This is a genomic window from Gilliamella sp. BG7, assembly GCF_046635565.1.
In the GTDB taxonomy this organism is placed as follows: domain Bacteria; phylum Pseudomonadota; class Gammaproteobacteria; order Enterobacterales; family Orbaceae; genus Gilliamella; species Gilliamella apicola_P.
The window spans coordinates 34717-59784 of sequence record NZ_JBIDFB010000008.1 but is presented as its reverse complement, the minus strand read 5'-3'; the positions used below and the strand labels follow the sequence as shown (position 1 = coordinate 59784).

General features: G+C 33.2%; 25 protein-coding genes, 3 tRNA genes and 2 pseudogenes. 18 read left to right on the top strand and 12 right to left on the bottom strand.

Features of this window, described 5'->3' with window-relative positions; genetic code table 11:
• Positions 1-77 precede the first annotated feature (77 nt).
• The gene (gene crcB, locus ACGH49_RS06715; protein WP_411588733.1) at positions 78-455 is read right to left on the bottom strand and encodes a fluoride efflux transporter CrcB; all 378 of its coding nucleotides are present in this window, start codon (positions 453-455) and stop codon (positions 78-80) included.
• A 165-nt stretch (positions 456-620) separates the two neighbouring features.
• Between crcB and ACGH49_RS06710 the strand changes: the two genes are divergently transcribed.
• From ACGH49_RS06710 to ACGH49_RS06645, 14 genes are all read left to right on the top strand, one after another.
• Positions 621-1238, top strand: a complete 618-nt coding sequence (locus ACGH49_RS06710) for a riboflavin synthase (RefSeq protein ID WP_065607210.1) — start codon at positions 621-623, stop codon at positions 1236-1238.
• An 872-nt stretch (positions 1239-2110) separates the two neighbouring features.
• Positions 2111-2581, top strand: a complete 471-nt coding sequence (locus ACGH49_RS06705; RefSeq protein ID WP_065607208.1) for a YhcH/YjgK/YiaL family protein — start codon at positions 2111-2113, stop codon at positions 2579-2581.
• Between the two features lie 25 nt (positions 2582-2606).
• On the top strand, positions 2607-3542 hold the full coding sequence (locus tag ACGH49_RS06700) for a sugar kinase (RefSeq protein WP_411588732.1): 936 nt from the start codon (positions 2607-2609) through the stop codon (positions 3540-3542).
• A gap of 232 nt (positions 3543-3774) precedes the next feature.
• The gene (gene uvrA, locus ACGH49_RS06695; protein WP_411588791.1) at positions 3775-6615 is read left to right on the top strand and encodes an excinuclease ABC subunit UvrA; all 2841 of its coding nucleotides are present in this window, start codon (positions 3775-3777) and stop codon (positions 6613-6615) included.
• Between the two features lie 181 nt (positions 6616-6796).
• Complete coding sequence (gene plsY, locus ACGH49_RS06690) at positions 6797-7399, top strand: glycerol-3-phosphate 1-O-acyltransferase PlsY (protein ID WP_411588731.1); 603 nt, start codon at positions 6797-6799, stop codon at positions 7397-7399.
• Positions 7400-7610: 211 nt separating this feature from the next.
• Positions 7611-8216 carry a recombination mediator RecR gene (gene recR / locus ACGH49_RS06685; protein WP_411588730.1) on the top strand — a complete coding sequence of 202 codons (606 nt, stop codon included), beginning with the start codon at positions 7611-7613 and terminating at the stop codon, positions 8214-8216.
• Positions 8217-8282: 66 nt separating this feature from the next.
• Complete coding sequence (locus ACGH49_RS06680; RefSeq protein ID WP_411588729.1) at positions 8283-9101, top strand: pyridoxal phosphatase; 819 nt, start codon at positions 8283-8285, stop codon at positions 9099-9101.
• A 22-nt stretch (positions 9102-9123) separates the two neighbouring features.
• Positions 9124-9831 carry a tRNA pseudouridine(65) synthase TruC gene (gene truC / locus ACGH49_RS06675; protein WP_411588728.1) on the top strand — a complete coding sequence of 236 codons (708 nt, stop codon included), beginning with the start codon at positions 9124-9126 and terminating at the stop codon, positions 9829-9831.
• A 152-nt stretch (positions 9832-9983) separates the two neighbouring features.
• Positions 9984-10388, top strand: a complete 405-nt coding sequence (locus tag ACGH49_RS06670) for a DUF4878 domain-containing protein (protein ID WP_411588727.1) — start codon at positions 9984-9986, stop codon at positions 10386-10388.
• Positions 10389-10925: 537 nt separating this feature from the next.
• A tRNA-Cys gene (locus tag ACGH49_RS06665) sits at positions 10926-10999 on the top strand.
• A gap of 447 nt (positions 11000-11446) precedes the next feature.
• A complete protein-coding gene (locus tag ACGH49_RS06660; RefSeq protein WP_411588725.1) occupies positions 11447-12349 on the top strand; it encodes an endonuclease/exonuclease/phosphatase family protein in 903 nt (300 codons plus the stop codon).
• A gap of 371 nt (positions 12350-12720) precedes the next feature.
• Positions 12721-12990: a hypothetical protein gene (locus ACGH49_RS06655; protein ID WP_065607195.1), complete on the top strand. Its 270-nt coding sequence runs from the start codon at positions 12721-12723 to the stop codon at positions 12988-12990.
• A gap of 370 nt (positions 12991-13360) precedes the next feature.
• Positions 13361-13567, top strand: a complete 207-nt coding sequence (locus ACGH49_RS06650; protein WP_065560105.1) for a hypothetical protein — start codon at positions 13361-13363, stop codon at positions 13565-13567.
• A 260-nt stretch (positions 13568-13827) separates the two neighbouring features.
• Positions 13828-14259: a hypothetical protein gene (locus tag ACGH49_RS06645; protein ID WP_065607192.1), complete on the top strand. Its 432-nt coding sequence runs from the start codon at positions 13828-13830 to the stop codon at positions 14257-14259.
• Between the two features lie 17 nt (positions 14260-14276).
• Here the strand turns inward: ACGH49_RS06645 and ACGH49_RS06640 are convergent, their stop codons facing one another.
• Positions 14277-14459: a hypothetical protein gene (locus ACGH49_RS06640; protein WP_065607190.1), complete on the bottom strand. Its 183-nt coding sequence runs from the start codon at positions 14457-14459 to the stop codon at positions 14277-14279.
• A gap of 134 nt (positions 14460-14593) precedes the next feature.
• Complete coding sequence (locus tag ACGH49_RS06635) at positions 14594-14779, bottom strand: hypothetical protein (protein ID WP_411588723.1); 186 nt, start codon at positions 14777-14779, stop codon at positions 14594-14596.
• A gap of 461 nt (positions 14780-15240) precedes the next feature.
• On the opposite strand from ACGH49_RS06635, the gene ACGH49_RS06630 reads away from it, so the two are divergent.
• Together ACGH49_RS06630 and ACGH49_RS06625 are read left to right on the top strand one after the other, a co-directional pair.
• Positions 15241-16545, top strand: a complete 1305-nt coding sequence (locus ACGH49_RS06630; protein ID WP_081298030.1) for a DEAD/DEAH box helicase — start codon at positions 15241-15243, stop codon at positions 16543-16545.
• 32 nt (positions 16546-16577) lie between these two features.
• Positions 16578-16912, top strand: a pseudogene (locus ACGH49_RS06625) (YggL family protein).
• A gap of 83 nt (positions 16913-16995) precedes the next feature.
• Here ACGH49_RS06625 and ACGH49_RS06620 read toward each other — a convergent pair.
• The 3 genes from ACGH49_RS06620 to ACGH49_RS06610 form a co-directional block, all read right to left on the bottom strand.
• The gene (locus ACGH49_RS06620; protein WP_065607187.1) at positions 16996-17253 is read right to left on the bottom strand and encodes a Txe/YoeB family addiction module toxin; all 258 of its coding nucleotides are present in this window, start codon (positions 17251-17253) and stop codon (positions 16996-16998) included.
• Positions 17246-17500, bottom strand: a complete 255-nt coding sequence (locus ACGH49_RS06615; protein ID WP_411588721.1) for a type II toxin-antitoxin system prevent-host-death family antitoxin — start codon at positions 17498-17500, stop codon at positions 17246-17248. Before ACGH49_RS06615 ends, ACGH49_RS06620 begins: the two co-directional genes overlap by 8 nt.
• Before the next feature lie 165 nt (positions 17501-17665).
• Positions 17666-19258 (bottom strand): ABC-F family ATPase, encoded by a 1593-nt coding sequence (locus tag ACGH49_RS06610; RefSeq protein WP_411588720.1) that lies wholly within the window; start codon positions 19256-19258, stop codon positions 17666-17668.
• A 774-nt stretch (positions 19259-20032) separates the two neighbouring features.
• On the opposite strand from ACGH49_RS06610, the pseudogene ACGH49_RS06605 reads away from it, so the two are divergent.
• Positions 20033-20225 (top strand): annotated as a pseudogene (locus ACGH49_RS06605) (transposase); the annotation flags it as partial.
• 112 nt (positions 20226-20337) lie between these two features.
• A complete protein-coding gene (locus tag ACGH49_RS06600; RefSeq protein ID WP_411588719.1) occupies positions 20338-20619 on the top strand; it encodes a hypothetical protein in 282 nt (93 codons plus the stop codon).
• Between the two features lie 87 nt (positions 20620-20706).
• On the opposite strand, the gene ACGH49_RS06595 is transcribed toward ACGH49_RS06600, so the two are convergent.
• From ACGH49_RS06595 to artQ, 6 genes are all read right to left on the bottom strand, one after another.
• Positions 20707-20782 (bottom strand) — tRNA-Gly (locus tag ACGH49_RS06595).
• Positions 20783-20794: 12 nt separating this feature from the next.
• Positions 20795-20882: transfer RNA gene (locus ACGH49_RS06590), tRNA-Leu, on the bottom strand.
• Positions 20883-21100: 218 nt separating this feature from the next.
• Positions 21101-21655: a CDP-diacylglycerol--glycerol-3-phosphate 3-phosphatidyltransferase gene (gene pgsA, locus ACGH49_RS06585; RefSeq protein WP_296210280.1), complete on the bottom strand. Its 555-nt coding sequence runs from the start codon at positions 21653-21655 to the stop codon at positions 21101-21103.
• Between the two features lie 113 nt (positions 21656-21768).
• Entirely contained in the window at positions 21769-23604 is a 1836-nt protein-coding gene (gene uvrC, locus ACGH49_RS06580; protein WP_411588717.1) for an excinuclease ABC subunit UvrC, read from the bottom strand.
• 1 nt (position 23605) lies between these two features.
• Positions 23606-24283: an arginine ABC transporter permease ArtM gene (artM, locus tag ACGH49_RS06575; RefSeq protein ID WP_411588716.1), complete on the bottom strand. Its 678-nt coding sequence runs from the start codon at positions 24281-24283 to the stop codon at positions 23606-23608.
• A 12-nt stretch (positions 24284-24295) separates the two neighbouring features.
• A complete protein-coding gene (artQ, locus tag ACGH49_RS06570) occupies positions 24296-25024 on the bottom strand; it encodes an arginine ABC transporter permease ArtQ (protein WP_411588790.1) in 729 nt (242 codons plus the stop codon).
• Between the last annotated feature and the right edge of the window lie 44 nt (positions 25025-25068).

Genomic DNA, 25068 nt, shown 5'->3' with positions numbered 1-25068 from the left:
TGTATATTAATACAGTGTTTTGGGGTTGTAAACTCTATTTATGATTATTTTTTATGTAATTTATTAATTGAGTTATTTTAAGATCGCAAATATTGATACGATAAAATACCCGAATATGTCATTAAAACTGAGCCAATCACATGAATCAATATAGTTGCTAAACCCCAAGATATTCGACCTTCTTGCAAAAAGTTAACGACCTCGGCAGAAAAGGTTGAAAAGGTTGATAAACCACCACAAAAACCTGTGATTACCAATAACCTCCATTCAGCAGAAAGGTTAGAGTGATTAAAAATGGCAATAGCAAAGCCAATAATATAGCCAGCAACTAAATTAGATAGCAATGTACCTAGTGGAATAGTAAAAGCAATAACATTGAGTTTAAGTGATAAGAACCAACGCATTAATCCTCCCGCTACTGAACCGACTGAAATGGCTAAAATCAGTTTCAACATAATGATATATCCTTGACTATACATTTGAAATATGAATTTGTTATCGCTATAGATAATAAGTGATCGAGAAGTATATAAAAGATCATACCAGTAGAAAATAGAAATAGGAATTCCTAATCAGATTGAGATAGAATATTCAATATTAAGAAAATTTGAGGTATCTCTATGTTTACAGGCATTGTTCAAGGTGTTGGTCAAATTATTGATATTGTTGATCAAAATAAATTAAGAACATATAAAGTTAAATTACCACATCAATTAACCAATAAAATTGAAATAGGAGCGTCGATCGCCAATGATGGATGTTGTTTAACAGTAACGGGGTTTGATAAAGATATCGTATCGTTTGATATTATGGAAGAAACTCTTGCATTAACGACATTGGGCGATAAAAAAATCGATGATTTTGTAAATATTGAGCGTAGTGCTAAATATGGTGACGAAATTGGTGGTCATGTGATGTCTGGGCATATATCTTGCACTGCAACTATTATTGATATTCAAAAAACTGCCACAAATTGTGAAATGACGTTACAATTGCCGAAAGAATTTATGAAATATGTATTATATAAAGGCTTTATAGGTATTGATGGCGCGAGCCTAACAATTGGGCAGGTAAAAGAAGATCGTTTTGCTATTCATTTAATCCCTGAAACGTTAGCTATTACCACGTTAGACGCTAAAAAAGTCGGAGATAAAGTTAATATCGAAATTGATTCCCAAACTCAAGCCATTGTTGATACAGTTGAACGGGTATTATATCAGAAAAATTGCGTTGATTAAACGAATAAAGGTATATTATAAATTTTTGCAAGATTTACACTAAAAATTAGTATATGTTGCTTAAATAAATAAAAGAGGGGGAATATTAGATATAGAAAAACGCCTCCCTGTTTTGTGCAAGAGAAGGGGGATTATTTTGTTATTCTGATGATGTCCTTGGAGTTGGCCGATTTTTTGATATGTGAGTTGTGTACTGGGCTATGGAGTATTTATAGCGTTTTTTATTTTGGCATAATTCATTATTTCCTAGTATGTTTTTGTATGAGTGTTTGTAACCTTTATTCTAATTTTATTTTCGTTCCTTATATTTTTATCATTGTTTTATCAAACTCAAACGCACTCTATAATTGCGTTTTAATATGATAACGTCACGATGGCAGTAGCCAGCATTTAGTGTGATGAAACAATAAATGGCGATAATGAACGAAATTCAATCAGTGTAATTTTATATAGGAATTATGTGTTAACAATGATATGTTTACATAAAAAATTTGCATTTCTTACATTTTAATTGTAATTTTGTTTTCCTCTAATAGTTTGAAATAATTTTAAAAGCTTTGAGCCTTTAAACCTCATCTAGTGCGTTTTTTAATTACGGTATAGACTCCTGAATTATTTTTACATAATTAAGTAACAAAAACCAAAATATAAAACATTGATAATTTAGTTCAATCCACCATCAACCAGATATTTTCCTTAAAAAGTACAAGATAGAAAATTATAAAAAACTTATTAACAAATAATCTACAAAAATAAGTGACTTATGTATATACTCTTTATCAATTTAATTAACTTTATCATAGTATAAGTTAGTTACAACTAATTTGGTTATTTGTATTAATTTTCATCAATATTTTTAAGGATTATTTGGTATGATTTTAGGTAATATTAATCATTTAGGGTTAATTCCTTATTTACCCGAAAAAATTAAGCAATCAATTGAATATATTAAAGATAATGTCAATAATAACACGCCTGTGGGGCGTTACGATATTGATGGTGATAATATGTTTTTTATGGTATCTGATAGTACATCGCGACATATTCATGACGTTAATCCGGAATATCATGAAAAATATATTGACGTTCAGATTGTTTTAGTTGGGAAAGAGGGTATGGCAGTAAGTACGTTACCGCCGTATACCAAAGTGTTAGATAATAAATTAGTAGAAAATGATATTGCCTTTATTGAAACACCAAAAGAAGAAACCTTGTTGATATTACACCCAAATGATTTTATCGTGTTTTTACCTAATGAAGTGCATAAACCGCTTTGTGCAGTTGATAATAAGATCGAAACAGTTCGCAAAGTTGTGGTAAAAATAGCGTTAGATTATTTATAAAAAGATTAAGGATGATAGGTATATTATGACTACAAAAATAGCTGTTATTGGCGAATGTATGATTGAATTGTCTATGAAACAGGATTCGACTACGCGTGGTTTTGGTGGTGATACGCTTAATACATCGGTTTATTTGTCTCGTTTACTAAAATTTAATGATTTTTCAATACATTATGTAACCGGACTTGGTGCCGATCCTTTCAGTCAAGAAATGTTAGATTGTTGGCAAACAGAAAACATTCAAACAGATTTAATACAAAGAATGTCTGATAAAATGCCGGGGCTTTATTCTATTGTTACTGATGAACATGGTGAACGGTCTTTTTATTATTGGCGTAATGATGCTGCTGCTAAATTTTGGTTGAAAACAACTGAAACAGATAGAATAATTCAGCAAATTGAACATTATGATTATGTATATTTGAGCGGTATTAGTATTGCTATTTTAGATGCTGAAAGTATCCTTAAGTTATTAGATCTTTTAAAACGTGTTAAAGCCAATGGTGGTAAAGTTATTTTTGATAATAATTTTCGTCCACGTTTATGGAGTAGTCTTGATTTGGCTCGTAGTGTTTATGCTGATATTCTTAGCTTTACAGATATTGCATTTTTAACATTAGATGACGAAGATTTATTATGGGGTAAGCTACCTTATGAGCAAGTTATTGAGCGTACAAAACAATTTGGTGTAACTGAAATTGTTATTAAACGTGGCAATGATAGCTGTATTATTGATTCTGCTGATGGTCGTTTTGAAGTTCCTGCTAATAAAATTGCTAAAGATAAAGTGATTGATACTACGGCCGCTGGTGATTCATTCAGTGCTGGTTATCTTGGGGCTCGTTTAAGTGGAAGGAGCCCTTCTCAGTCAGCATTACAGGGGCACTTGGTGGCTGGCACGGTTATACAATATTGTGGCGCAATTATTCCTGTTGATGCGACCCCAAAATTGATATACTAAATTAAATAAACGAATACGGTCATTAATGACCGTTTTTTTTGCTGTAAAAATAAATATTTTTAGTTTATTTTTTGTCAAAAAGTTTCCGGTAATACTGTGTTTTAGTATAAAATTAGCCAAGTAGTATATTCAGCTATATAGTTGTATATTTAATCAAATGTTACTGGTATAATATACAGTTAATTTTCTATCCATTTTGTTTAAAAACACAAAAAAGAAGAGATCTATGTCAATCAAAGATATCGATATTCGTGGTGCGAGAACGCACAATCTAAAAAACATTAATGTAACCATTCCAAGAGATAAATTAGTTGTTATTACAGGTCTTTCTGGATCAGGTAAATCTTCGTTAGCATTTGATACTTTATATGCCGAAGGGCAACGACGCTATGTTGAATCGTTGTCGGCGTATGCTCGTCAGTTTTTATCATTGATGGAAAAACCTGATGTAGATCATATTGAAGGATTATCACCTGCAATTTCGATTGAGCAAAAATCAACTTCGCATAACCCTCGTTCGACAGTAGGGACTATCACTGAAATTTATGATTACTTACGTTTGCTTTTTGCTCGAATTGGAGAACCTCGTTGTCCAAATCATCATTTACCGTTAGCTGCACAAACGATATCGCAGATGGTCGATAGCATCATGGCGTTACCGTCTGATAATCGTTATATGCTACTTGCCCCTGTGGTTACTGAGCGTAAAGGGGAGTTTGTTAAACTGTTCGAGCAACTTGCTGCTAGTGGTTATATTCGGGTACGAGTGGATGGTGATGTATATGATCTTTCTGATCCGCCAATTCTTGAATTGCAAAAAAAACATACCATTGAAATTGTTGTTGATCGTTTTCGTATTCGTGACGACTTAAAACTTCGTTTAGCGGAGTCGATTGAAACGGTTCTTTCGATCACTAATGGTATTGTTAAAGTCGCCAATTTGGATGATCCACAAGCTGAAGAATATTTGTTTTCGGCTAATTTTGCTTGTCCTATTTGTGGTTACAGTATTTCTGAATTAGAACCGAGATTATTCTCGTTCAATAATCCTGCTGGTGCGTGCCCTGAGTGTGATGGTTTGGGTGTGCAACAATATTTTGATCAAAAACGTATTGTTCAGATGCCAGAAGTTTCATTAGCTGCGGGTGCGATTAAAGGTTGGGATCGTCGCAATTTTTACTATTTCCAGATGCTAAAATCATTAGCAGATCATTATAAGTTTGACATTGATAAACCGTATGAAAAATTACCTGAAAAGATAAAAGACATTTTATTAAATGGTTCAGGTAATACCGAAATTCAGTTTGTTTATTCAAACGATCGTGGTGATGTGGTTAAGCGTAAACATCCATTTGAAGGGATTATTAATAATTTAGCTCGTCGGTATAAAGAAACTGAATCACAAACTATCCGTGAAGAGCTAGCAAAATATATTAGCCATCGACCTTGTCCTTGTTGTGGTGGTTCTAGGTTATGTACGGCAGCAAGAAATGTGTTTATTAATGATACAAATTTACCAACAATTAGTGATTTAAGTACGCAACAAGCCAAGGATTTTTTTGATAAATTGACATTGACTGGGCAACGAGCTCAAATTGCAGAAAAAATCTTGAAAGAGATCAACGATCGTTTACAATTTTTGATTAACGTTGGACTTAACTATTTAACGCTTTCAAGATCCGCTGAAACATTATCAGGTGGTGAAGCACAACGTATTCGATTAGCAAGCCAAATTGGTGCAGGTCTTGTTGGCGTGATGTATGTGCTGGATGAACCTTCTATTGGATTGCATCAGCGAGATAATACTCGTCTGATTGACACTTTAACGCATTTACGTGACTTAGGTAATACTGTTATAGTCGTTGAACATGATGAAGAAGCTATTATGGCTGCTGATTATGTGATTGATATTGGTCCTGGGGCAGGGGTTCATGGTGGTGAAGTTGTTGCTCAGGGAACACCCAAACAAATAATGGCATGTAAAACATCTTTAACAGGAAAATATTTATCCGGTAAAGAAAAAATTGAAATACCAACTATTCGCACCAAAGTCGATAAGAAAAAAATGTTATCTCTTATTGGTGCAACCGGCAATAATCTTAAAGATGTGACATTAAATATTCCAGTTGGCTTATTTACATGTATCACTGGTGTATCGGGCTCGGGAAAATCAACCTTAATTAATGATACCTTATATCCCCTTGCCCAAAACGAACTCAATGGTGCAGAAAAAACAGAAATAGCACCCTATAAATCAATCAAAGGACTTAACCATTTTGATAAAGTAATTGCGATTGACCAAAGCCCAATTGGACGTACGCCACGTTCTAATCCAGCAACTTATACTGGATTTTTTACTTCTATCCGTGAACTTTATGCTGGTGTACCAGAATCTCGAGCTCGAGGCTATAATCCAGGGCGCTTTAGTTTTAATGTTAAGGGTGGACGCTGTGAAGCTTGTCAAGGTGATGGCTTAATCAAAGTTGAAATGCACTTTTTGCCTGATATTTATGTTCCTTGTGATCAGTGTCATGGCGCTCGCTATAACCGTGAGACCTTAGAGATCAAATATAAAGGAAAGTCTATTAACAAAATTTTAAATATGACAGTTGAAGAAGGTCGCGAGTTTTTCGATGCCGTGCCAATGATAGCACGCAAACTGCAAACATTGATTGATGTTGGGCTTTCTTATATTACCATTGGACAGTCAGCAACAACATTATCGGGTGGTGAAGCGCAACGAGTAAAACTCGCAAAAGAATTATCTAAGCGAGATACTGGTCGTACTTTGTATATCTTAGATGAACCAACAACAGGGCTACATTTTGCTGATGTGAAACAATTATTAACGCAATTACATTCTTTGCGAGATAAAGGCAATACTATCGTTGTTATCGAACATAATTTGGATGTAGTTAAAACAGCAGACTGGATTGTGGACTTAGGGCCAGAAGGTGGTAATGGTGGTGGAGAAATTATTGCCGAAGGGACGCCAGAAGAGGTTGCAAAATCTAAACACTCCTTCACTGGAAAATATTTAAAACCGTTGTTGGAAAAACAAAAAGTAGTCTAGGATTATTATTAATTAGCATATAAAGAACGGGCGAGGAGCAACGCCCAGTCTTTTTATATACTTTAATTTACATTATAGTTAGATAAGTACTGAAAATAGACAGAAACTGAATTTATAACGAGTTTGGTAAGATTCTTAAGTGCAATTATCAGCATGGTTTGGTTGATGAAAGGGGGGTATTTTGACATTGCTAATTGTATTGATGATCATAGTCGCCTATATTTTTGGCTCGCTTTCTGGTGCAATGATCATTAGTCGCATCATGCATTTACCTAATCCTTCAGAACATGGATCTCACAATCCTGGAGCAACCAACATTTTACGACTCAATGGTAAATTACCAGCCATTTTTGTTTTAATCTTTGATATGTTAAAAGGTACAATTCCTGTTTATATTTCATATCGGATTGGTATTACACCTTTCTTTTTAGGTATTATTGGTATTTTTGCTTGTTTAGGACATATTTTCCCCTGTTTTTTTCATTTTCGTGGAGGAAAAGGAGTTGCAACTGCGTTAGGTATGATGGCTCCAATTGGGTTTGATTTTACAGCTTGCTTTATTTTAACTTGGTTATTTACTTTACTAATTACAGTATATTCTTCGGTAGCTGCAATTATTGGTTTTCTTATGGCGCCATTTTATGTTTGGTTATTCAAACCTGAGCTTAGTTTACCAGTTGCAATGCTTTCGTGTTTGATTATTGTTCGCCATAATAATAACATTATGCGCCTTTTTAAAGGTGAAGAACCAAAAAGTTATCATCGTAGCAAGAACAAAAGATAGTCTAAAAAATTATACATAATAATGTTATATATTTGAATATGTGCTTTTATAACATAGATTGTACGTTATGTAACATCCTACCTACTTATTTTCTGCAATCTTTTTGACTTTATCGTTGGTTAATTAAACAATAGAATAATTCTTGTTTGATAGATTTTTTAAAAAAGGTATTATTATCTTAAAACTCAAATATGTGGAAACCAAATAATTCATGCAAATAAGCCCATTATTAGAATCATTTATGGAAGCATTGCGTTGTTTACCTGGCGTTGGTCCAAAATCGGCGCAACGAATGGCCTTTCATTTATTACAACGAAATCGACAAGGTGGCATTAAATTAGCTCATGAGCTACATGAAGCAATGATAAATATCGGCCATTGCAAGGAATGCCGAACTTTTACCGAACAAGAAATCTGTACTATTTGTGCAAATGCTCGTCGTCAAAGTAGTGAGCAGCTTTGTGTGGTTGAAACTCCAGCAGATATAGTAGCCATTGAACAAACTGGGCAGTATAGTGGTCGCTATTTTGTATTATTAGGGCATTTATCACCTTTAGATGGTATTGGACCTAGTGATATAGGTCTTGATTTATTGAAAAAAAAGCTATCTTCAGAGTCGATTAGCGAAGTTATTTTAGCCACTAATCCCACCGTCGAAGGTGATGCAACAGCTAATTATATTGCGCAAATGTGTGCAGAGTTTAATGTAACAACAACAAGAATAGCTCATGGTGTTCCAGTTGGTGGTGAACTCGAAATGGTAGATGGTACCACCTTATCGCATTCGTTTGTTGGTCGTCAAAAAATAGAATTATAATTTTATTGAACTTTTAGTACTTAGCCAGCCTTTATAGCTAAGATCAGAAATGAAAAGAGGTATTATATGAAGTATAAAGCCGTAGCCTTTGATATGGATGGTACGTTGTTAGACAGCAATCGTTTAATTTTACCAGAAACAATAACGGCCATTGAAAAAATTAGTTCTAAAGGTGTGAAAGTTATTTTAGTTTCAGGACGGCATCATTCTGTAATTTATCCTTATTACTATCAGCTCAAATTATCAACCCCGGCAATTTGTTGTAATGGATCTTATATCTATAATTTTGATAAACAAAACGCTTTTGCCGCTAAACCAATGACGAAAGATCAGGCTCGAATGCTACTAAATCTTGTCAATCAATATGGTATTCATACATTAATTTATACTGATAAAATGATGACTTATGAATTGTTAGATGATCATTTAGAAAGCTTTTTTAAGTGGGTTAAATCATTGCCTGAGTTTTTACAACCTGAAATTAAAAAAGTAGATAATTTTGAAAATGTTATTGAGCAATCTGACGCTATTTTTAAATTTGCAACAAGTAGTCATAATATACCTACTTTACAACAATTTTCAAATGCAGTTGATTCCTTAGGTGTGTTTTCGTGTGAATGGTCTTGGTCAAATCGAGCAGATGTAGCAGTTAAAGGAAATACCAAAGGAAATGGGTTAATTCACTGGGCAGAGCACGAAAATATTGATTTAAGCGAAGTTGTCGCTTTTGGTGACAGTTATAATGACATAAGTATGTTATCTATTGCTGGATTAGGAATTGCGATGGGTAATGCTGATGATGAAGTTAAAGCCAAAGCAAATTATGCCATTGGCGATAATAATGGCCCTAGTATAGCTAAGGAGCTTGAAGAGCTCTTTTTATAATTGATATTTTAATAAATATTTTATGTTTGAAATTCTTTATCAAGATGATGACTTAATTGCCATTAACAAACCATCTGGTTGGCTTGTGCATCGCAGTTGGTTAGATAAAACTGAAACAGTTGTTGTGATGCAAACATTGCGTGATCAAATCGGTCAACATGTTTTCCCTATACATAGGCTAGATAGACCAACCTCTGGTGTTTTGTTGTTTGCTCTTTCTAGTGATGTAGCAAGAATTATGTCAGAAGAATTTGCAAAAAAACAAATTGAAAAAACGTATCATGCGATTGTGCGCGGTTATGTTGAGGGGGAAGCGGTGATTGATTACCCTTTAGTTGAAGAATTAGATAAAATTGCAGATAAATTTACTAATAAGAATAAACCAGCACAAGATGCCGTCACATTTTACAAATCTATCAGCAAAATTGAAGTTCCGATTAAGGTTAGCAAATTTGAAACAGCAAGGTATAGTTTTGTTGAATTAAAACCACAAACCGGTCGTAAACATCAACTACGTCGCCATATGAAACATATTTTCCATCCGATATTGGGGGATAGCAAACATGGTGATTTACATCAGAATCGTGCATTTGCAACTTATTTTAATATCAAACGATTGATGTTACACGCAAGCAAACTTCAAATCAAACATCCAACCCAACATAAACCAATGATTATTGAAGCTAAATTAGATCAAAGTTGGCAAGATATCCTTTTAAATTTTAAATAGTAGTTATTATTCCATATTACTTTGCAAGTATTTGATTATATAGTATTATTTAACATCATTTCCTTTGATGATGTTTATTTTTACCAAAGGGAATTTATGTAATATTTTAATTATAATTTAAATTGATGATGGGATTAAAAATGAAATTGATAATGAAATTTTTAAGTGTATTTTTATTAGCACTTATGGTAACTGCATGTTCGAATAATGATTCTCCTGAACAAGTAGCAGAAAAATTTATCTCAGCGATCTACAAGGGTGATTCAGATACTGTTATAAATCTCATCAATTTTCCTAAAGATGATGATAACAAAGGTATGGATATGCGAATGTTCGTTAAAAGCAAAATGCAAGAAGCACTACAGCGAGGTAAACAATTTGCTGATGAACATGGAGGACTTAATAAAGTCGAATCTGAACTCGTAAAATATACTAATGATGAAAAAAATATGGCAATAGTTAGTACTACTGTTATCTTTAAAGATGCTACTAAAAAAGAGGAAAAAAACATATCGGTGATTAAAGTTGATGGTAAATGGCTAATTAATCTTAAATAGCTATATTATTGTCAATATAGATTATACTTTTAGAAGAATCTAAAAAGGGTAAATAGTGATTACCCTTTTTTATTAAGAAACGATTTTTGATGAGATATTGCTATTATCTTTGTATGATGTTAATTCAGAATAATATTGTACAATTTGCTCTAGCATAAAATAAAATTTAACCACATATTTTGTGTGATCTTTTTGGGGAATATGCTGTTTACTCATGCCGAGGTTATGATTTAAATATTGCGCTATAATCCGTTAGTAGGTTATAAAATTTTTCAATTTATCGTTTGATACTTTACTAGTTCAGAAATATCAAATTAAGACTTAATAGTATTATGTTGTAGGGAGAGCAATTCTCAATAGTATTGATAGTTATACTTTTCATATAAACTCTGCATTAAACTCAAAAATTTGTGAACAAAAATTTGATTTTTAAAATTTAGTTAAAAATAAAGTGACTGCTGTAATTATAATCTATTTAATCTTGACGATTAGTCAAGCCAGTGATACTATTTGCAGCCTATTCAGATAGACCTCCAAGGCGCGTTGGCAGAGTGGCCATGCTGCGGATTGCAAATCCGTCTACCTCGGTTCGACTCCGGGACGCGCCTCCATTAAAATCAATGACTTACCTAACAATTTCTTAAATTGATAATATTAAGTGCGCTAAGATAGTAGTGGTTTTTATTTTTAAACTTATATCAGAAGTTTAATACCATAACTAACAGTTTCATAACGTTCTTTTTTACTGCTTCAAAGGATAAACAGCTTCAATTACGCTTTCCTTAACACTTTGTAAATATTCTGCCATTTTGCCAAATCATGATGGTTATTTTTGTTTTATTGATATTGGTGACACTCATATAACTTACTTATGATAAGGTGTTAATTTTGTTTTTTATTAGTTTTGAATAAGCTATAAACTCAAATTACCATATATGAATATAACAATTAAACAAATTAATTTATTGACACATATCACAAAAATCATAAAAAAGATTTGTTTTGTTTTTGGTCAAGATGATACTGATTAATAATATCAATCGAGAAAGGACGAGCAAATGAACAAATCAAAGTCAAAACTTATTGCATTTATGAGTAGTATTATCCTCTGTAGCTCATCAGTTTTTGCTTCTATTGAGGATGTAAAAGAATTAAAAATGATTAGCTATAATGTATACAATGGCATGAAGTTAGATAAATCAGATGGTAAACATAAATTTATTGAATGGGCAAAAATACAAGATGCCGATATAATTGCGTGGCAAGAGATGAACTTTTTTACTCGTGATAAACTAGAAAAATTTGCCGCAAGTTATGGTCATAAATATGCCGTACTATTAAAAGAATCACCTGATGATCCTGCATCTTTCCCTGTGGCTATCACATCTAAATATCCAATAGTTAATGTAAATAAAGTGGTAGATAATTTATGGCATGGAGTATTATATGCTGATATTGGTAACTATCATTTTGTTGTAACCCACATCAATCCGTTTTGGACAGCTAAAAGAATAGACGAAATGAATCTTATCATTGATTCAATAAAATATAGCCGTGATCCTAAAGGCAAATGGATTATAGCTGGGGATCTAAACTCTTTCTCACCAGCAGACAAACCAGCTTATGATAAAAGTAATTTACTTAACGATATAAAAGAAAAGGAAAAGCAAAGACCAATTCTCGAAAATCTAGTTAATGGTCAACTCAATTATACTGTCCAACAAAACCTTATTGATGCAGGATTTATTGATGTATTAAAAATCAAAAACAAACAATTTATTGCTACCGCACCAACAAAAGTTTTTTATGATCAATCATCAACGCCTTTACGTTATGATTATATTTATGTTTCTCCTTTACTTGAAAAAAATGTAGTTAATGTGAAAGTGATAAAAGATGAATTTACCGATAACTATTCAGATCATTATCCGGTACAGATGATAATCAAAAATAATCAATAAACTAAAAGAGTCAAAATTGTTACAAAAATCAAAAAACCGTGTCGCAACTACACGATTTTAATAAAACTATAAAACTCAATGCACTAATTTTATCTTATAAATTGTTATTTATGATAAAGATCGCAATTTAAAAAGTAAATCTCCCTCTATTTTGTATATATAAAAGGAGAGTTTTATGAAAAAGAATATTTTTGTATTGAGTTTAATTGGGATGTTTACACTGTTTTCATATATTAGTGCAGCAACAGAATCTACTGATTTAGTCGAAATATAATATTACAGCTGACCCAATAAAGTTTATGAAAAAAGTGAACAACCTCAAATAACCATAGCTAGCTTTAATATCGCTCGCGGACTAAGGAAACACAACTTTGAACTTAATTTGGTTGCCAAAGCAATTAAAGCAAGGTGGAGCAAATATAGTTACGCTGGAGAAAGTTGATCAAAACACGATACGTAGTGATACTTTGGATCAAGTAATTATTGCCGAAAAATCGGGAATGTATTATGTTTTTGGTAAAGCAGTCGAAATAAAAGGGAGGGTAATTACGGTAATGCGATTTTATCCAAATATCCAATCGAGAAAACCAAAGTATTTCTGCTACATTCAGGTGATTTTGAAAAAAGAGCACTCATGCTAATAATAGAATTTTTATCGATAAACTAATAAATTAAAAATAGATTATGTAAAATAATCAATTAGTACAAAGCTATTTTTAACTCAACAACATAGATAATTATAGTAACTGATAAATAAAAAATTTCAGTTGTTTATTAGAATAAAAAACAAAATCAACTAATATATAAAAATTGAACGTATACTATAAAAATTATTAGCTTCACTAAAAAATAAAATTAATGTTCTATCTGAGATTTTTTCATATCACTTAAAACGATTCGCTTATTGAACAATTTTTAAAAACTACACTTGCTTTTTTCTCAATTCAGAGCTTAGATATAACAGTGATAAGCATTGGGTTTGTCACTAATTTAATTTAGGAGGTACTTATAATGGTACAAAAATTTGCTCCATACGGTAGTGATGTTTCATCTGGCACTTATAAGTGCGCTGACTGTAGCTATATTTATTCAAACCAAAGTAAGAAATCGTTACCTCCTTGCCCTGATTATAATAAAAAGCCACATAGCAAAAATGGCTGGTATATTATGTCTGGACAGGGTGATTCAGTTAAGGATCCTCATCCAAATAAAAAGTAATATTAGTCCGTTAATACTATTAAAAGGTAACCAATATGGTTACCTTTTTAGATTACATCGATTTATAACGATCTTTTTTATTGCAAGTTATATGTGTGACAACGTCACAATTAAATTTAAATATCAATTTTTCCATATAGTTATACTTATTTTATGAACTGTTTATTTTGATGGTAAGTTGTTTGATTTGTTTTTCATTTAGATGTTTTTTATAATAAAATCAATATGACTATTTAAGTCTAAATTTAAGGATTATTGAAGTGAAAAAACTAATGAAATTGGTAGTGCTATTTTCTGCTTTTTTTATGATTTCGAGCGCATATAGTACCGATTTACCACCGTCAGCAAACATAACCAAAGCCTTTGCCGATAGTGCCAAAAGGTCGATATTAGGTGAAGGTGGTGAATTTCCGGTTCAAATGGATGCGGGTTATGAAATAACTAACATTTTTAGTAACCCTAATAGTATCGTTTTTGAATATAACATGCCGACCGATAGCCAAAGCGTGTCAATAGAAGATATTACAGAAGATATAAGGCTTGGGCTTAATGCTCAATTTTGTAATAATCAAGACGTGATTGAAGTGTTACGTGCTTATGATATTCGGTTTTTATTTCGTTTTCAATTCAATGATGAGCGTAACGTGCCAGCAACGTTATCAATAGATGAAATTTGTGAAGAACAAAATTAAATAGGTTAAATTTATCGCTATTGTTGACACTTTATTTTGAGATTATTATACATAACACCCCAATAGTTAGGATTTGCGTTAAAAACAGCATACTGATCTTTTTTATGATCACCTAAAACATAAAGGCCTGTGCTAATATAAGATTTAACGCCATTTTTTATTTCACCATCGATCATTGAATTCGGTGAAATAAAGCGCATGGGTCTGGTTACTGCAATTTAATCAAAAACGGGGAGTAAGGCTCTGACAGATTAACTTGAAGAGTATAATCATCTACCGCTTTGAATTCAGTAATTAAACGTACCATTTCAAGCCATGTATGGCGCACTTTATTTTACAGGATGACATCCCAGTTTAATTTTGCACTGTGAGCATCAAATTTAGCACTATAACTAAAGGTAACATCTTTTCTCAGTTTAAACATATTGGCTTTTTCTTGGTTTGTAATAGTCCAGCTTTTAGCAAGCCAAGGAGAAAATGTGCTATCTTGATTATAATGAACAAGCGACCCATAGAGCATATTTTGAGCCTACATTTCACTCCCATAAAGGTGTGGATTCAAATCGCAAATATCTCGGAAGTTTGCAAAAGTGATATTATCTTTTGCAAAACAGTTAAAGCTAAAAATCGATAAAAGTTAGACAATTAATAGCTTTTTAATGTGGCTAACGTTTAAAGGCATGTTTAATCCAGTAAATTATTATTAAAAAGTAAAATATTAACATAATCATTATATGATAATAAATATCATTTATATTTTTGATGGATAAACACAATTAAAATCAATACTATTTTTTATAACATAGTTATATATTAAAGGTGGTCCGATAATTTTAAATAAAGATTTGTGTAATATTTTAAAATTTAAATTAGCATACATAATAGTCGGTAAGTAAATTTGCTAAATAATCAGACAAATATTATTGAATTGCTTTATAATGCATATGAATAATTTTTTTTCGTTTATTTAGGATACATTTCATGTCATTTGACTCTCTTGGTTTAGATGCCAAGATTTTAAAAGCAATTCAAGAACAAAACTATACCGATCCAACTCCCATTCAACAACAAGCCATACCTGTAATTTTATCTGGTAAAGACGTTATGGCGAGTGCACAAACAGGAACAGGTAAAACGGCAGGCTTTGGTTTACCAATATTACAAAAGCTTATTGAACAGCAAACAAAAAAAGCTAATAATCCAAAACCTAAAAAAGGCAAACGTCCTTTATATGCCTTGATTTTAGCCCCAACGCGCGAACTGGCTGCGCAAATAGGCGAAAATATTCGCGATTATAGTCGTTATTTGCCCACTCGTTCATTGGTAGTTTTTGGTGGGGTGAGTATTAATCCGCAAATGATGAAGTTACGCGGTGGTGTTGATGTTTTGATTGCAACACCAGGGCGGTTGCTTGATTTAGTACAACAAAATGCGGTGGATCTTGCTACTGTTAAAATGTTGGTGTTGGATGAAGCCGATCGTATGTTAGACATGGGCTTTATTCATGATATTCGCCGTGTGATCGCTAAGTTACCTAAAAAACGCCAAAATTTAATGTTTTCAGCGACTTTTTCAAGCGAAATAAAAGCCTTAGCCGAAACAATTTTACATTCACCAAAATTGATTGAGGTTGCTAAAACCAATAGTGCTTCAGAGCAGATCACGCAATATGTGCATCGGGTTGATAAACGTCGTAAGCGTGAGTTACTTTCTTATTTAATTGGTAAAAATCAGTGGCAACAAGTGCTAATATTTACTCGCACTAAATACGGTGCTAATCATTTGGCAGATCAATTAACCAAAGATGGCATTAAGGCTGCTGCAATTCATGGTAATAAAAGCCAGGGTGCTCGTACTAAAGCGTTAGCGGATTTTAAAACAGGGCAAATTAGGGCGTTAGTGGCAACCGATATTGCTGCTCGTGGGCTTGATATTGAGTTATTGCCTTATGTTGTTAATTATGAATTACCACAAGTTGCTGAAGATTATGTACATCGTATTGGTCGAACAGGACGTGCGCAAAATCAAGGACAAGCTATTTCATTAGTTTGTGTTGATGAACTTCCACAACTAAAAGCGATTGAAAAGTTGATTAAAAGGTCAATTCCTGAACTAACAACACAAGGATTTGAAGTCGATCCTAAAATAAAACCAGAGCCTGTTAAAAAATCGTCAGCAAGACGAACCGCGCCAAAAAGAGCAAGCTCAACAACAAATCGATCGTCGCAACCAAAGCAAAATAGTGTAAAATCCGCTAACAGACAGCATTATACTAGAAATAAATAAACGAATATTTAATAGAAAAGAAGGAAATGATTATGGTTAATCGTAGTAGACGTTTACGAAAAAAATTACACATCGACGAGTTAAAGAATTAGGTTTTACTGTTAGTTGGTCTTTTGACGAAAGTACAACTGAAGAAACCTTAGATAATATTGTTGATCAATTTATTCTTGAAGCTATTCAACCAAATGGTTTAGCTTATGAGGGGAGTGGTTATTTAAATTGGAAAGGGACTATTTGCACCCAAAAACTAGACAATTGTACCGAAGAGTATCGTGACATTGTCACAAAGTGGCTTGAAAGTCACGGCTTAAAAAATGTCAAAACCAGTCCACTTATCGATATTTGGTGGGATGAGTTAGAGTTTTAATTTGCTAAGTAATTAATTGAAATAAGTTAGTCACTGATTTGGCTATTTTTTGGCTGATTAGATTGATAAGGTGAGAAATATCATTATTCATAATGATAACGGCAAGAGAGTATAATAATACAGTTATTTTCAATTTTATAAATTAACCTGTGTTCTCCACTAATTCTTCGCGACCAATAACCTGATAAATTAAATTTTAGCGCCTCTGGCTTACCTAGACCTGAAAACGGCGTCCTGCTGATATCTTTAATAAGTTCATTGATGCGTTTAATCACTTTTTTATCTATTTTTTGCCAATAAAAGTAGTCATGCCACGATTCATCTGAAAATAACTTATTCATCTTGTAGATCACGTTCCTGTAGTTGGCCGTTGTTAATTTGCTCTAATGAACGTAATAAATGTTTTGTATTGGCTGGTGGACGGTACAAGCGGGCGGTTTCTTCTAAAGATGTAAATTCATCATATGACATTAAAATGCAGTTATTGCCATTTTGGCGTGTAATAATTGTTGGCATTCGGTCGTTAACAACTTCATCCATTGTTGCTGCTAGATTTGCCCTTGCGGCTGAATAGCTAACGTGTCTCATAATATTCCCCATTGGAATGTAATTACTGAGAGTCATTGTACAATGTCAATTGAGGTGCGATTCATTTTACTGAATATTATTTAAAAATGGGGAAAACTCATCTTAACACAATGTAAGAAAATAATAGCCACATTGGTATTTGTGGCTATTTTTAGTAATGGCTAATTATTCAATCCCTTGGCTACGTAAGTAATCTTCATAATTACCTGTATAGTCAATCACTTTTTCAGGTGTGATTTCAATAATTCGTGTTGCCAACGAACTAACAAATTCACGATCGTGTGAAACAAAAAATAGCGTGCCTTGATAAAGCTCTAATGCCATATTGAGTGATTCAATGGATTCCATATCTAAATGGTTAGTAGGCTCGTCCATAACAATAATGTTAGGACGTTGCATCATCAATTTACCAAATAACATACGTCCTTTTTCACCACCAGATAGGACTTTAACTTGCTTTTTAATATCATCTTGTGAAAATAACAATCGACCTAAAACACTACGTACGGCTTGCTCGTCATCGGTTGGCTGCTTCCATTGGCTCATCCAGTCAAATACAGTTAAATCGCCTTCAAATTCGTATTCGTGATCTTGTGCATAATAACCAATATTGGCATTTTCAGACCATTTTATATCGCCCTGTTCGGGAGTAAGCTCGCCCATCAGTGTTTTTATTAATGTAGTTTTACCAATACCGTTAGTCCCTAAAATAGCGACTTTTTCGCCCACTTCGACCATTAGGTTTAAGTTTTTAAATAGTGGACCATTATCAAAACCTTTGGTCAGTTTTTTAACAACAAGCGCATTACGGAATAGTTTTTTATCTTGTTCAAAACGAATAAATGGATTTTGGCGACTAGAGGCTTTGACTTCTTCAAGTTTAATTTTTTCAATTTGTTTTGCGCGCGAAGTTGCTTGTTTTGATTTAGACGCATTGGCACTAAATCGACTAACAAAAGATTGTAGCTCACTGATTTGTGCTTTCTTTTTGGCATTGTCAGCTAATAAACGCTCTCTCGCTTGCGTTGATGCTGTCATATAATCATCATAGTTACCAGGGTAGATGCGAAGCTCACCATAATCCATGTCTGCCATATGGGTACAGACCATATTCAAAAAATGGCGGTCATGCGAAATAATAATCATGGTGCTTTCGCGTTGATTTAAGGTGTCTTCAAGCCAACGGATAGTATCGATATCCAAGTTATTGGTCGGTTCGTCAAGCAATAAAATATCGGGATTTGAGAATAAGGCTTGGGCTAATAATACTCGTAATTTCCAGCCTGGTGCGATTTCGCTCATTAATCCATAATGTTGCTCAATTGGAATACCAACACCTAATAATAATTCACCCGCACGAGCTTCAGCGCTATAACCATCCATTTCGGCATATTGGGTTTCCAAATCAGCAACTTTAAAGCCGTCTTCTTCACTCATTTCGGGAAGTGAATAGATGCGATCACGTTCTTGCTTGATCTGCCATAATTCGGTATGTCCCATAATTACGGTATCAAGTACGGTAAACTCTTCAAACGCAAATTGGTCTTGGCGTAACTTACCTAATCGTTCATGCGGATCTAAAGCAACATTACCAGATGTTGGCACTAAATCACCACCAATAATCTTCATAAAAGTTGATTTACCGCTACCATTGGCACCAATTAAACCATAACGATTGCCATTACCGAATTTAACCGAGATATTTTCAAATAATGGCTTACTTCCAAATTGCATTGTGATGTTATTTGTACTTAACACTAGAATTTACTCTCTTTAACATGCGTTTCACTCATAAGTAATAATTAGCCTTTGAGTGAAGTCGCGAAAATATGAATTGGCGCATATTATGCCATAATTAATTACTTTTGAGGATCCCGATTTATATACTGACGTTGATAGCAAAATAACTCATAGTTAAATTCCAATGAATTTACAGGCTATTGAGTTCTTTATTCTCATAGAGGTAAAGATTTTTGATAATCATCTGATTGATGAGAGCTTAACAGAATTTGGTATTAAAAGTTCATTAAATCGCAAAGGCTGTCCCTATGATAACGCAATTGCAAAGCATATTTAAAGCAGTGAAAACAGAGTTAGTGTCGAATACTATCAATGCCATCAGCGTTTACCAACGCAATCACACCCAACGAAACACCACTATAGTCAGTCACACATAGGGGAATAAGCAAGGGCACAAAGGCATTCACACTCAAACAATCGATGTACTACCCAAACTCAAATGTAAAAAAAGTGCACTAAACTCATAAATATGGAATAGAAAAAATAGCATTAATGAATAATAAAATTAGTAAAAACAGTAACATAAAATAAAAAAAAGGATGGGGAGACTTTTTTATATTAATTTTTCATTCTAACTTTGATCCTAGCCAAAAAAATGGACAAAAGTGACCTCTATGATATAAACAAAATCATAGGAGACAAATATCATGGTCAAAAAATTTAGTATCGAATTCAAATTGTAACTATCTCCTAAAATAGTACAGCAAAAAAGTAGAAAATTCTCTATGATATATGAAAAAAATGACTGAACATCAAGAAGCTGAAGCTGGTCTTCCCGTTAAAGAGCTGTGCCGTAAATATGGCATGGGTAATTCAACTTTTTATAAATGGCGAGAAAAATACGGCGGAATGGAAACTTCGGATATCAAACGCTTAAAGGAGCTGGAGGCTGAAAACCGCAAGCTTAAGCAGATGTTTGCCGAACTGAGCTTAAAATCCCAGCTTCAGGAAGAAATCATAAAAAAGCTTTAGTGCCCACAACGGCACGTAAAACGTGGGCACAGCAACCACAACAAAATCAATAGGTTAGTATTGCTATGAGTTGTGCCATTGTTGGCTTAAGCCGTTGTGCTTACTATTATCAACCTAAGTTACAGGATGATTCAGTGATTATTTCGGTGTTGAGTGCTATCACTGACCGGCATTTACGCTGGGGCTTTCCTAAATGCTTTAATCGTATCAAAAAGCTCGGCTATAAATGGAATCATAAACGGGTGTATTGTGAGTTAAAGCTTAATCTCAGGATAAAGCGAAAAAAACGCATTCATCCACGATGCCCGGAAAGGTTATTAGTTACCCAAATTTTTTGTTCTTTTTAATAGAATGGAAAATAGTATTTATTGAGTGATTTCAAAAGGAATATACTACAAGTTGTATATTTCATTACAGCGTTATACATCATGAACTGGAGCGGGAAACGAGGTTCGAACTCGCGACCCCGACCTTGGCAAGGTCGTGCTCTACCAACTGAGCTATTCCCGCATAGGTAAGAAGTGGTGCCCGGGGCGAGACTTGAACTCGCACGACCAAAAAGGCCGAGGGATTTTAAATCCCTTGTGTCTACCGATTTCACCACCCGGGCTCAAAATTGATCACTAAAAAGTAATTCGTTTTGATGTAGTGCATTTTACCTATCTTATGGTTTCAGTCAATAAAAATTTTAAATAAATCGATTGATTGCTTAATGTTTGACTGATTGACGGTTTAATTAGAAGTTACTGGTCGATTTTGAAAGCGATGAGTAATTTTGTTTACTAGAATATATGAACAAAACTACTCATATAGAATATTAATTAAGAATTATTCTTCTTCTAATAAATCACTATGTGCTATCCATAAATATTGTAACATTGATAACAGGGTCAATACTGTAGCAATAAATAATGTGGCAAGGCCTGCGTAAATAACAATATTACAAGGGCGCCAAAGTAGCCAAGTTATTGCTGTCATTTGTGTTATCGTTTTAATTTTACCAATTGAAGATACGGCTACTTTGTTACGTTTACCAATTTCAGCCATCCATTCACGTAAGGCAGATATTATAATTTCTCGTGAAACAATAATAATAGCAGGGATTGAGATCCACCATGCTTTGTAATATTGTGTAATTAAAACAAGCGCTATTGTTACCATGATTTTATCGGCAACAGGATCTAAAAAAGCACCAAACTTAGTTGTCTGTCCTAAGCGGCGAGCTAAATAACCATCTAATATATCAGTCACTGTCGCAATTAAAAAAAGCAACGCAGAAAAAATGCCAGACCATTCATGAGGAAACAAATAAAATGCCAGTACAAAAAAAGGAATTAAAATAACTCGAAGTAGTGTTAAGAATGTTGGAAAATTAATTTTCATGTGACACAATCTCTTTTTTCATTTTATTTTATTAATCAATACATTATAGATTAATAAAAAACAGTATTTTCTTAATAATTATGTTGCCTGAAATATGTTATTTTTTCAATGGGTTATTGTTGTAAATTTAGATAAATTTTTTCAGCTAATTGTTTGGATATCCCTTGAACTTGCGCAATTTCGTCAATACTGGCATTTTTTAACTCTCTTAATCCTCCAAAATGTTTCAGTAGTGCTTGACGTCTTTTGGCTCCAATACCTTCAATGTGTTCTAAAGCGCTGTCGGTTAATTGTTTTGTCCCTTTTTTACGTTGACCAACAATGGCATGATCATGTGATGCATTTCTTATTTGCTGGATGAGTAATAGAGCAGGTGAGTGATCATCAAGATAATATCCTTTACCGTATGCTTCAAAAAATAGTGTTTCTAGACCTTCTTTGCGCTCAGCACCTTTAGCAACTCCAATTAGAATAGGATGATTTTTGTTCCAACTTACCTCTAATTGTTCAAATACCTTTAGTGCTTGATTAAGTTGTCCTTTACCACCGTCGATAAAAATAATATCAGGAACTTTTTCGATGGGGAGATCTTTTTTATTGTAACGGCGCGTTAATACTTGTTGCATTGCTGCATAATCATCACCGGGTGTAATTCCTGTAATATTATAGCGTCGAAATTCCGATTTAACAGGGCCATTATCATCAAAAACAACACAAGATGCAATGGTATTTTTACCCATAAAATGACTGATATCAAAACATTCCATTCTGTTAATTTTGTCAATTTTTAAAAAGTCTTTTAATCCGTCATAACGTTGTTTTATTGTTGAGTTTGCTAGTAGTTTATTTTTGACTTCAGTTTGAGCATTCACAGTTGCAATATTGAGTAATTTGAGATTATCGCCTTTAGGCTCATCAACTAATTTAACTTGATGTTCAGCAATAAGCGATAGTGTCTGTTCCATTGGTTGTTTATCAGACAATGAGAAGTTAAGTAAAATCTTTTTAGGGATATTTCTGTTTTGATTGCCTTGTAAATAAAACTGTCCTAAAAAGGTTTCGATAACTTCTTCTAGCTCAGTATTTGATGGAACTTTAGGGAAATAAGAACGATGCCCAAATGTTTGTCCATTGCGAATAAATAAGACATATATACAAGCTAAACCAGACTCATAATGAAAACCGATCACATCAAGATTATCGTTGTTGTTGTATATGGCTTGTTTTTCATTGATATGCTTTATTGCTTGTAGTTGATCACGCAAAACTACTGCTTTTTCAAAGTTGAGTTCGCTACTAGCTTTTTGCATATCTTCAGTTATTTTTTGTATTATTTGATCTGATTGACCAGATAAAAATAATCTAACATAGTTAACTTGTTCTAGGTAATCTTCATCACTGACTAATCCAGGCACACAAGGGCCTAAGCAACGTTTAATTTGATATTGTAGGCAGGGTCGAGTTCGGTTGCGATAGGTTGAATTTAAACACTGTCTTATTGGAAATGTTTTTTGTAATAAAACTAATATTTGCTTTACTGCATATCCACTTGGATAAGGGCCAAAAAATTCATCTTTTTTTCGATTGACTGCACCACGATAAAGAGACAATTGCGGATGTTGTTCTTTGCTTAACTTTATAAATGGGTAACTTTTGTCATCTTTTAACAGTACATTGTATCGGGGTTGATACTTTTTAATATAAGTCTGTTCAAGCAGTAAGGCTTCGGTTTCGGTATTGGTAATTGTAAATTCAATATGATGGATATGACTAACAAGCATATCCGTTTTTAGCGTTTTTTTACTATTATTAAAGTAACTTTTTAAGCGATTATTAAGATCTTTAGCCTTTCCCACATAAATAATCGTCTGTTTATCATTAAACATTTGATAAATTCCCGGCTTATGTGGGACTGTTTTTAAAAAGGATGCTGAATCAAATTGGTTCATATTAGTTTTCGAATTTGAGGGCTTTTTTCTCTATAATCCTCATAATGGTGCTAAGTAAACCATTTATCAAGAGATATATTAACCCAGCAGCAATAAAAATAGTGAAATCATAATAATCCGCATTCAATTCATTGCTGTAGCCCATAACATCCATAACAGGAATCATTGACGCTAATGCTGTGCCTTTTACTACAAAGACAACTTCATTTGAATAAGTCGAAAGTGCTCGTTTTAATGTATAAGGCAAAACAACTTTTAAAGTTTGTTTTTTATTCATGCCAAGTGCTTCACAAGCTTGCCACTGTCCTTTAGGTAAGTTTTTTAATGAACCATAAAAAATTTGAGTTGTATAGGCGGCACTATTGAGTGTTAATGTTAAATAGGCACAAAACCAAGGCGAAGAAATAATGTTATAAAACGTCGGTATTTTGATTAAAATATCTCTAAATTGTGATGGTCCATAATAAATTAGTAAAAGTTGTACTAGCAAAGGTGTACCTGTAAATATAATGACATATGTGCGTATAACTTTATTTAATATAAAGTGATTTAATGATAATAGACATGATAGACAAGCAGCAATCAATCCAGCAGATAAAATACCCAAAATACCTAAAATTAATGTATTGGGTAAACCTTGGGCAATGATGTTAATGTAATGAATAAAATTATCAGACATAATACGGCCTTACTAATTTTTCGCTGATGTAGGTTGTTCAAAATAGGTTGAGCGTTTTTCAATACGCGTTATAACCTTTTGACTTAAAATTGAGATAATTAGATAAATGATCATTGCAACAAAATACCATAAAAAAGGTTGGTTGGTTCGCGCGATGATAGTTTTGGTTTGCATCATTAAATCATCAATTGCAATTGCTGAAACTAATGCGGTGTCTTTTAACAAAATTAACCACTGATTACTTAATCCAGGCAAGGCATGACGCCACATTTGTGGCATTATAATGCGAAGAAACGTGCGTGATTTACTTAACCCAAGTACTTGAGCTGCTTGTTTTTGTCCGTTAGAAATTGCTTTAAATGCACCGCGTAACGTTTGAGAGGCATAAACAGCGTATAAAAGTGATAGTGCTGCAACACCGCATAAAAAAGGACTAATATTAAAATCTTGAATATCTAATTGTATCGTCAACGACAAATAATAAAGATCGATTGTGAAACCATCATTTAATAATATTAATAATAGTGGTAATCCGTTATAAATAGCTACCACAATTAATAATTCAGGTAACGCGCGAATTGTTAAGTTAAATAAGGACATTGCCCACGCAACGGGTTTAAATGGAACAGATTCTAGTATTGAGAAAATTAAAGCGAAAACAATTCCGATAATTAATGATACAAAGGCCAATGATAATGTGACACCTGTTGCTTGTATAAGCGGCAAAATATACCCATCCATTAACGATGAGATCCATATCATTTTATTTGCAAAAAAATCAAACA

What these genes read in the sequence shown, in the direction of transcription:
- ACGH49_RS06620 (WP_065607187.1), bottom strand. Translation starts at nt 17,253, where the DNA reads ATGAATAAGTTATTTTCAGATGAATCGTGGCATGACTACTTTTATTGG.
- ACGH49_RS06650 (WP_065560105.1), top strand. Translation starts at nt 13,361, where the DNA reads ATGGTACAAAAATTTGCTCCATACGGTAGTGATGTTTCATCTGGCACT.
- ACGH49_RS06710 (WP_065607210.1), top strand. Translation starts at nt 621, where the DNA reads ATGTTTACAGGCATTGTTCAAGGTGTTGGTCAAATTATTGATATTGTT.
- crcB (WP_411588733.1), bottom strand. Translation starts at nt 455, where the DNA reads ATGTTGAAACTGATTTTAGCCATTTCAGTCGGTTCAGTAGCGGGAGGA.
- ACGH49_RS06660 (WP_411588725.1), top strand. Translation starts at nt 11,447, where the DNA reads ATGAACAAATCAAAGTCAAAACTTATTGCATTTATGAGTAGTATTATC.
- recR (WP_411588730.1), top strand. Translation starts at nt 7,611, where the DNA reads ATGCAAATAAGCCCATTATTAGAATCATTTATGGAAGCATTGCGTTGT.
- artM (WP_411588716.1), bottom strand. Translation starts at nt 24,283, where the DNA reads ATGTCTGATAATTTTATTCATTACATTAACATCATTGCCCAAGGTTTA.
- ACGH49_RS06640 (WP_065607190.1), bottom strand. Translation starts at nt 14,459, where the DNA reads ATGCGCTTTATTTCACCGAATTCAATGATCGATGGTGAAATAAAAAAT.
- truC (WP_411588728.1), top strand. Translation starts at nt 9,124, where the DNA reads ATGTTTGAAATTCTTTATCAAGATGATGACTTAATTGCCATTAACAAA.
- ACGH49_RS06670 (WP_411588727.1), top strand. Translation starts at nt 9,984, where the DNA reads ATGAAATTTTTAAGTGTATTTTTATTAGCACTTATGGTAACTGCATGT.
- ACGH49_RS06630 (WP_081298030.1), top strand. Translation starts at nt 15,241, where the DNA reads ATGTCATTTGACTCTCTTGGTTTAGATGCCAAGATTTTAAAAGCAATT.
- pgsA (WP_296210280.1), bottom strand. Translation starts at nt 21,655, where the DNA reads ATGAAAATTAATTTTCCAACATTCTTAACACTACTTCGAGTTATTTTA.
- artQ (WP_411588790.1), bottom strand. Translation starts at nt 25,024, where the DNA reads ATGGATGGGTATATTTTGCCGCTTATACAAGCAACAGGTGTCACATTA.
- uvrC (WP_411588717.1), bottom strand. Translation starts at nt 23,604, where the DNA reads ATGAACCAATTTGATTCAGCATCCTTTTTAAAAACAGTCCCACATAAG.
- ACGH49_RS06700 (WP_411588732.1), top strand. Translation starts at nt 2,607, where the DNA reads ATGACTACAAAAATAGCTGTTATTGGCGAATGTATGATTGAATTGTCT.
- ACGH49_RS06600 (WP_411588719.1), top strand. Translation starts at nt 20,338, where the DNA reads ATGAGTTGTGCCATTGTTGGCTTAAGCCGTTGTGCTTACTATTATCAA.
- ACGH49_RS06615 (WP_411588721.1), bottom strand. Translation starts at nt 17,500, where the DNA reads ATGAGACACGTTAGCTATTCAGCCGCAAGGGCAAATCTAGCAGCAACA.
- ACGH49_RS06680 (WP_411588729.1), top strand. Translation starts at nt 8,283, where the DNA reads ATGAAGTATAAAGCCGTAGCCTTTGATATGGATGGTACGTTGTTAGAC.
- ACGH49_RS06635 (WP_411588723.1), bottom strand. Translation starts at nt 14,779, where the DNA reads ATGCTCTATGGGTCGCTTGTTCATTATAATCAAGATAGCACATTTTCT.
- ACGH49_RS06705 (WP_065607208.1), top strand. Translation starts at nt 2,111, where the DNA reads ATGATTTTAGGTAATATTAATCATTTAGGGTTAATTCCTTATTTACCC.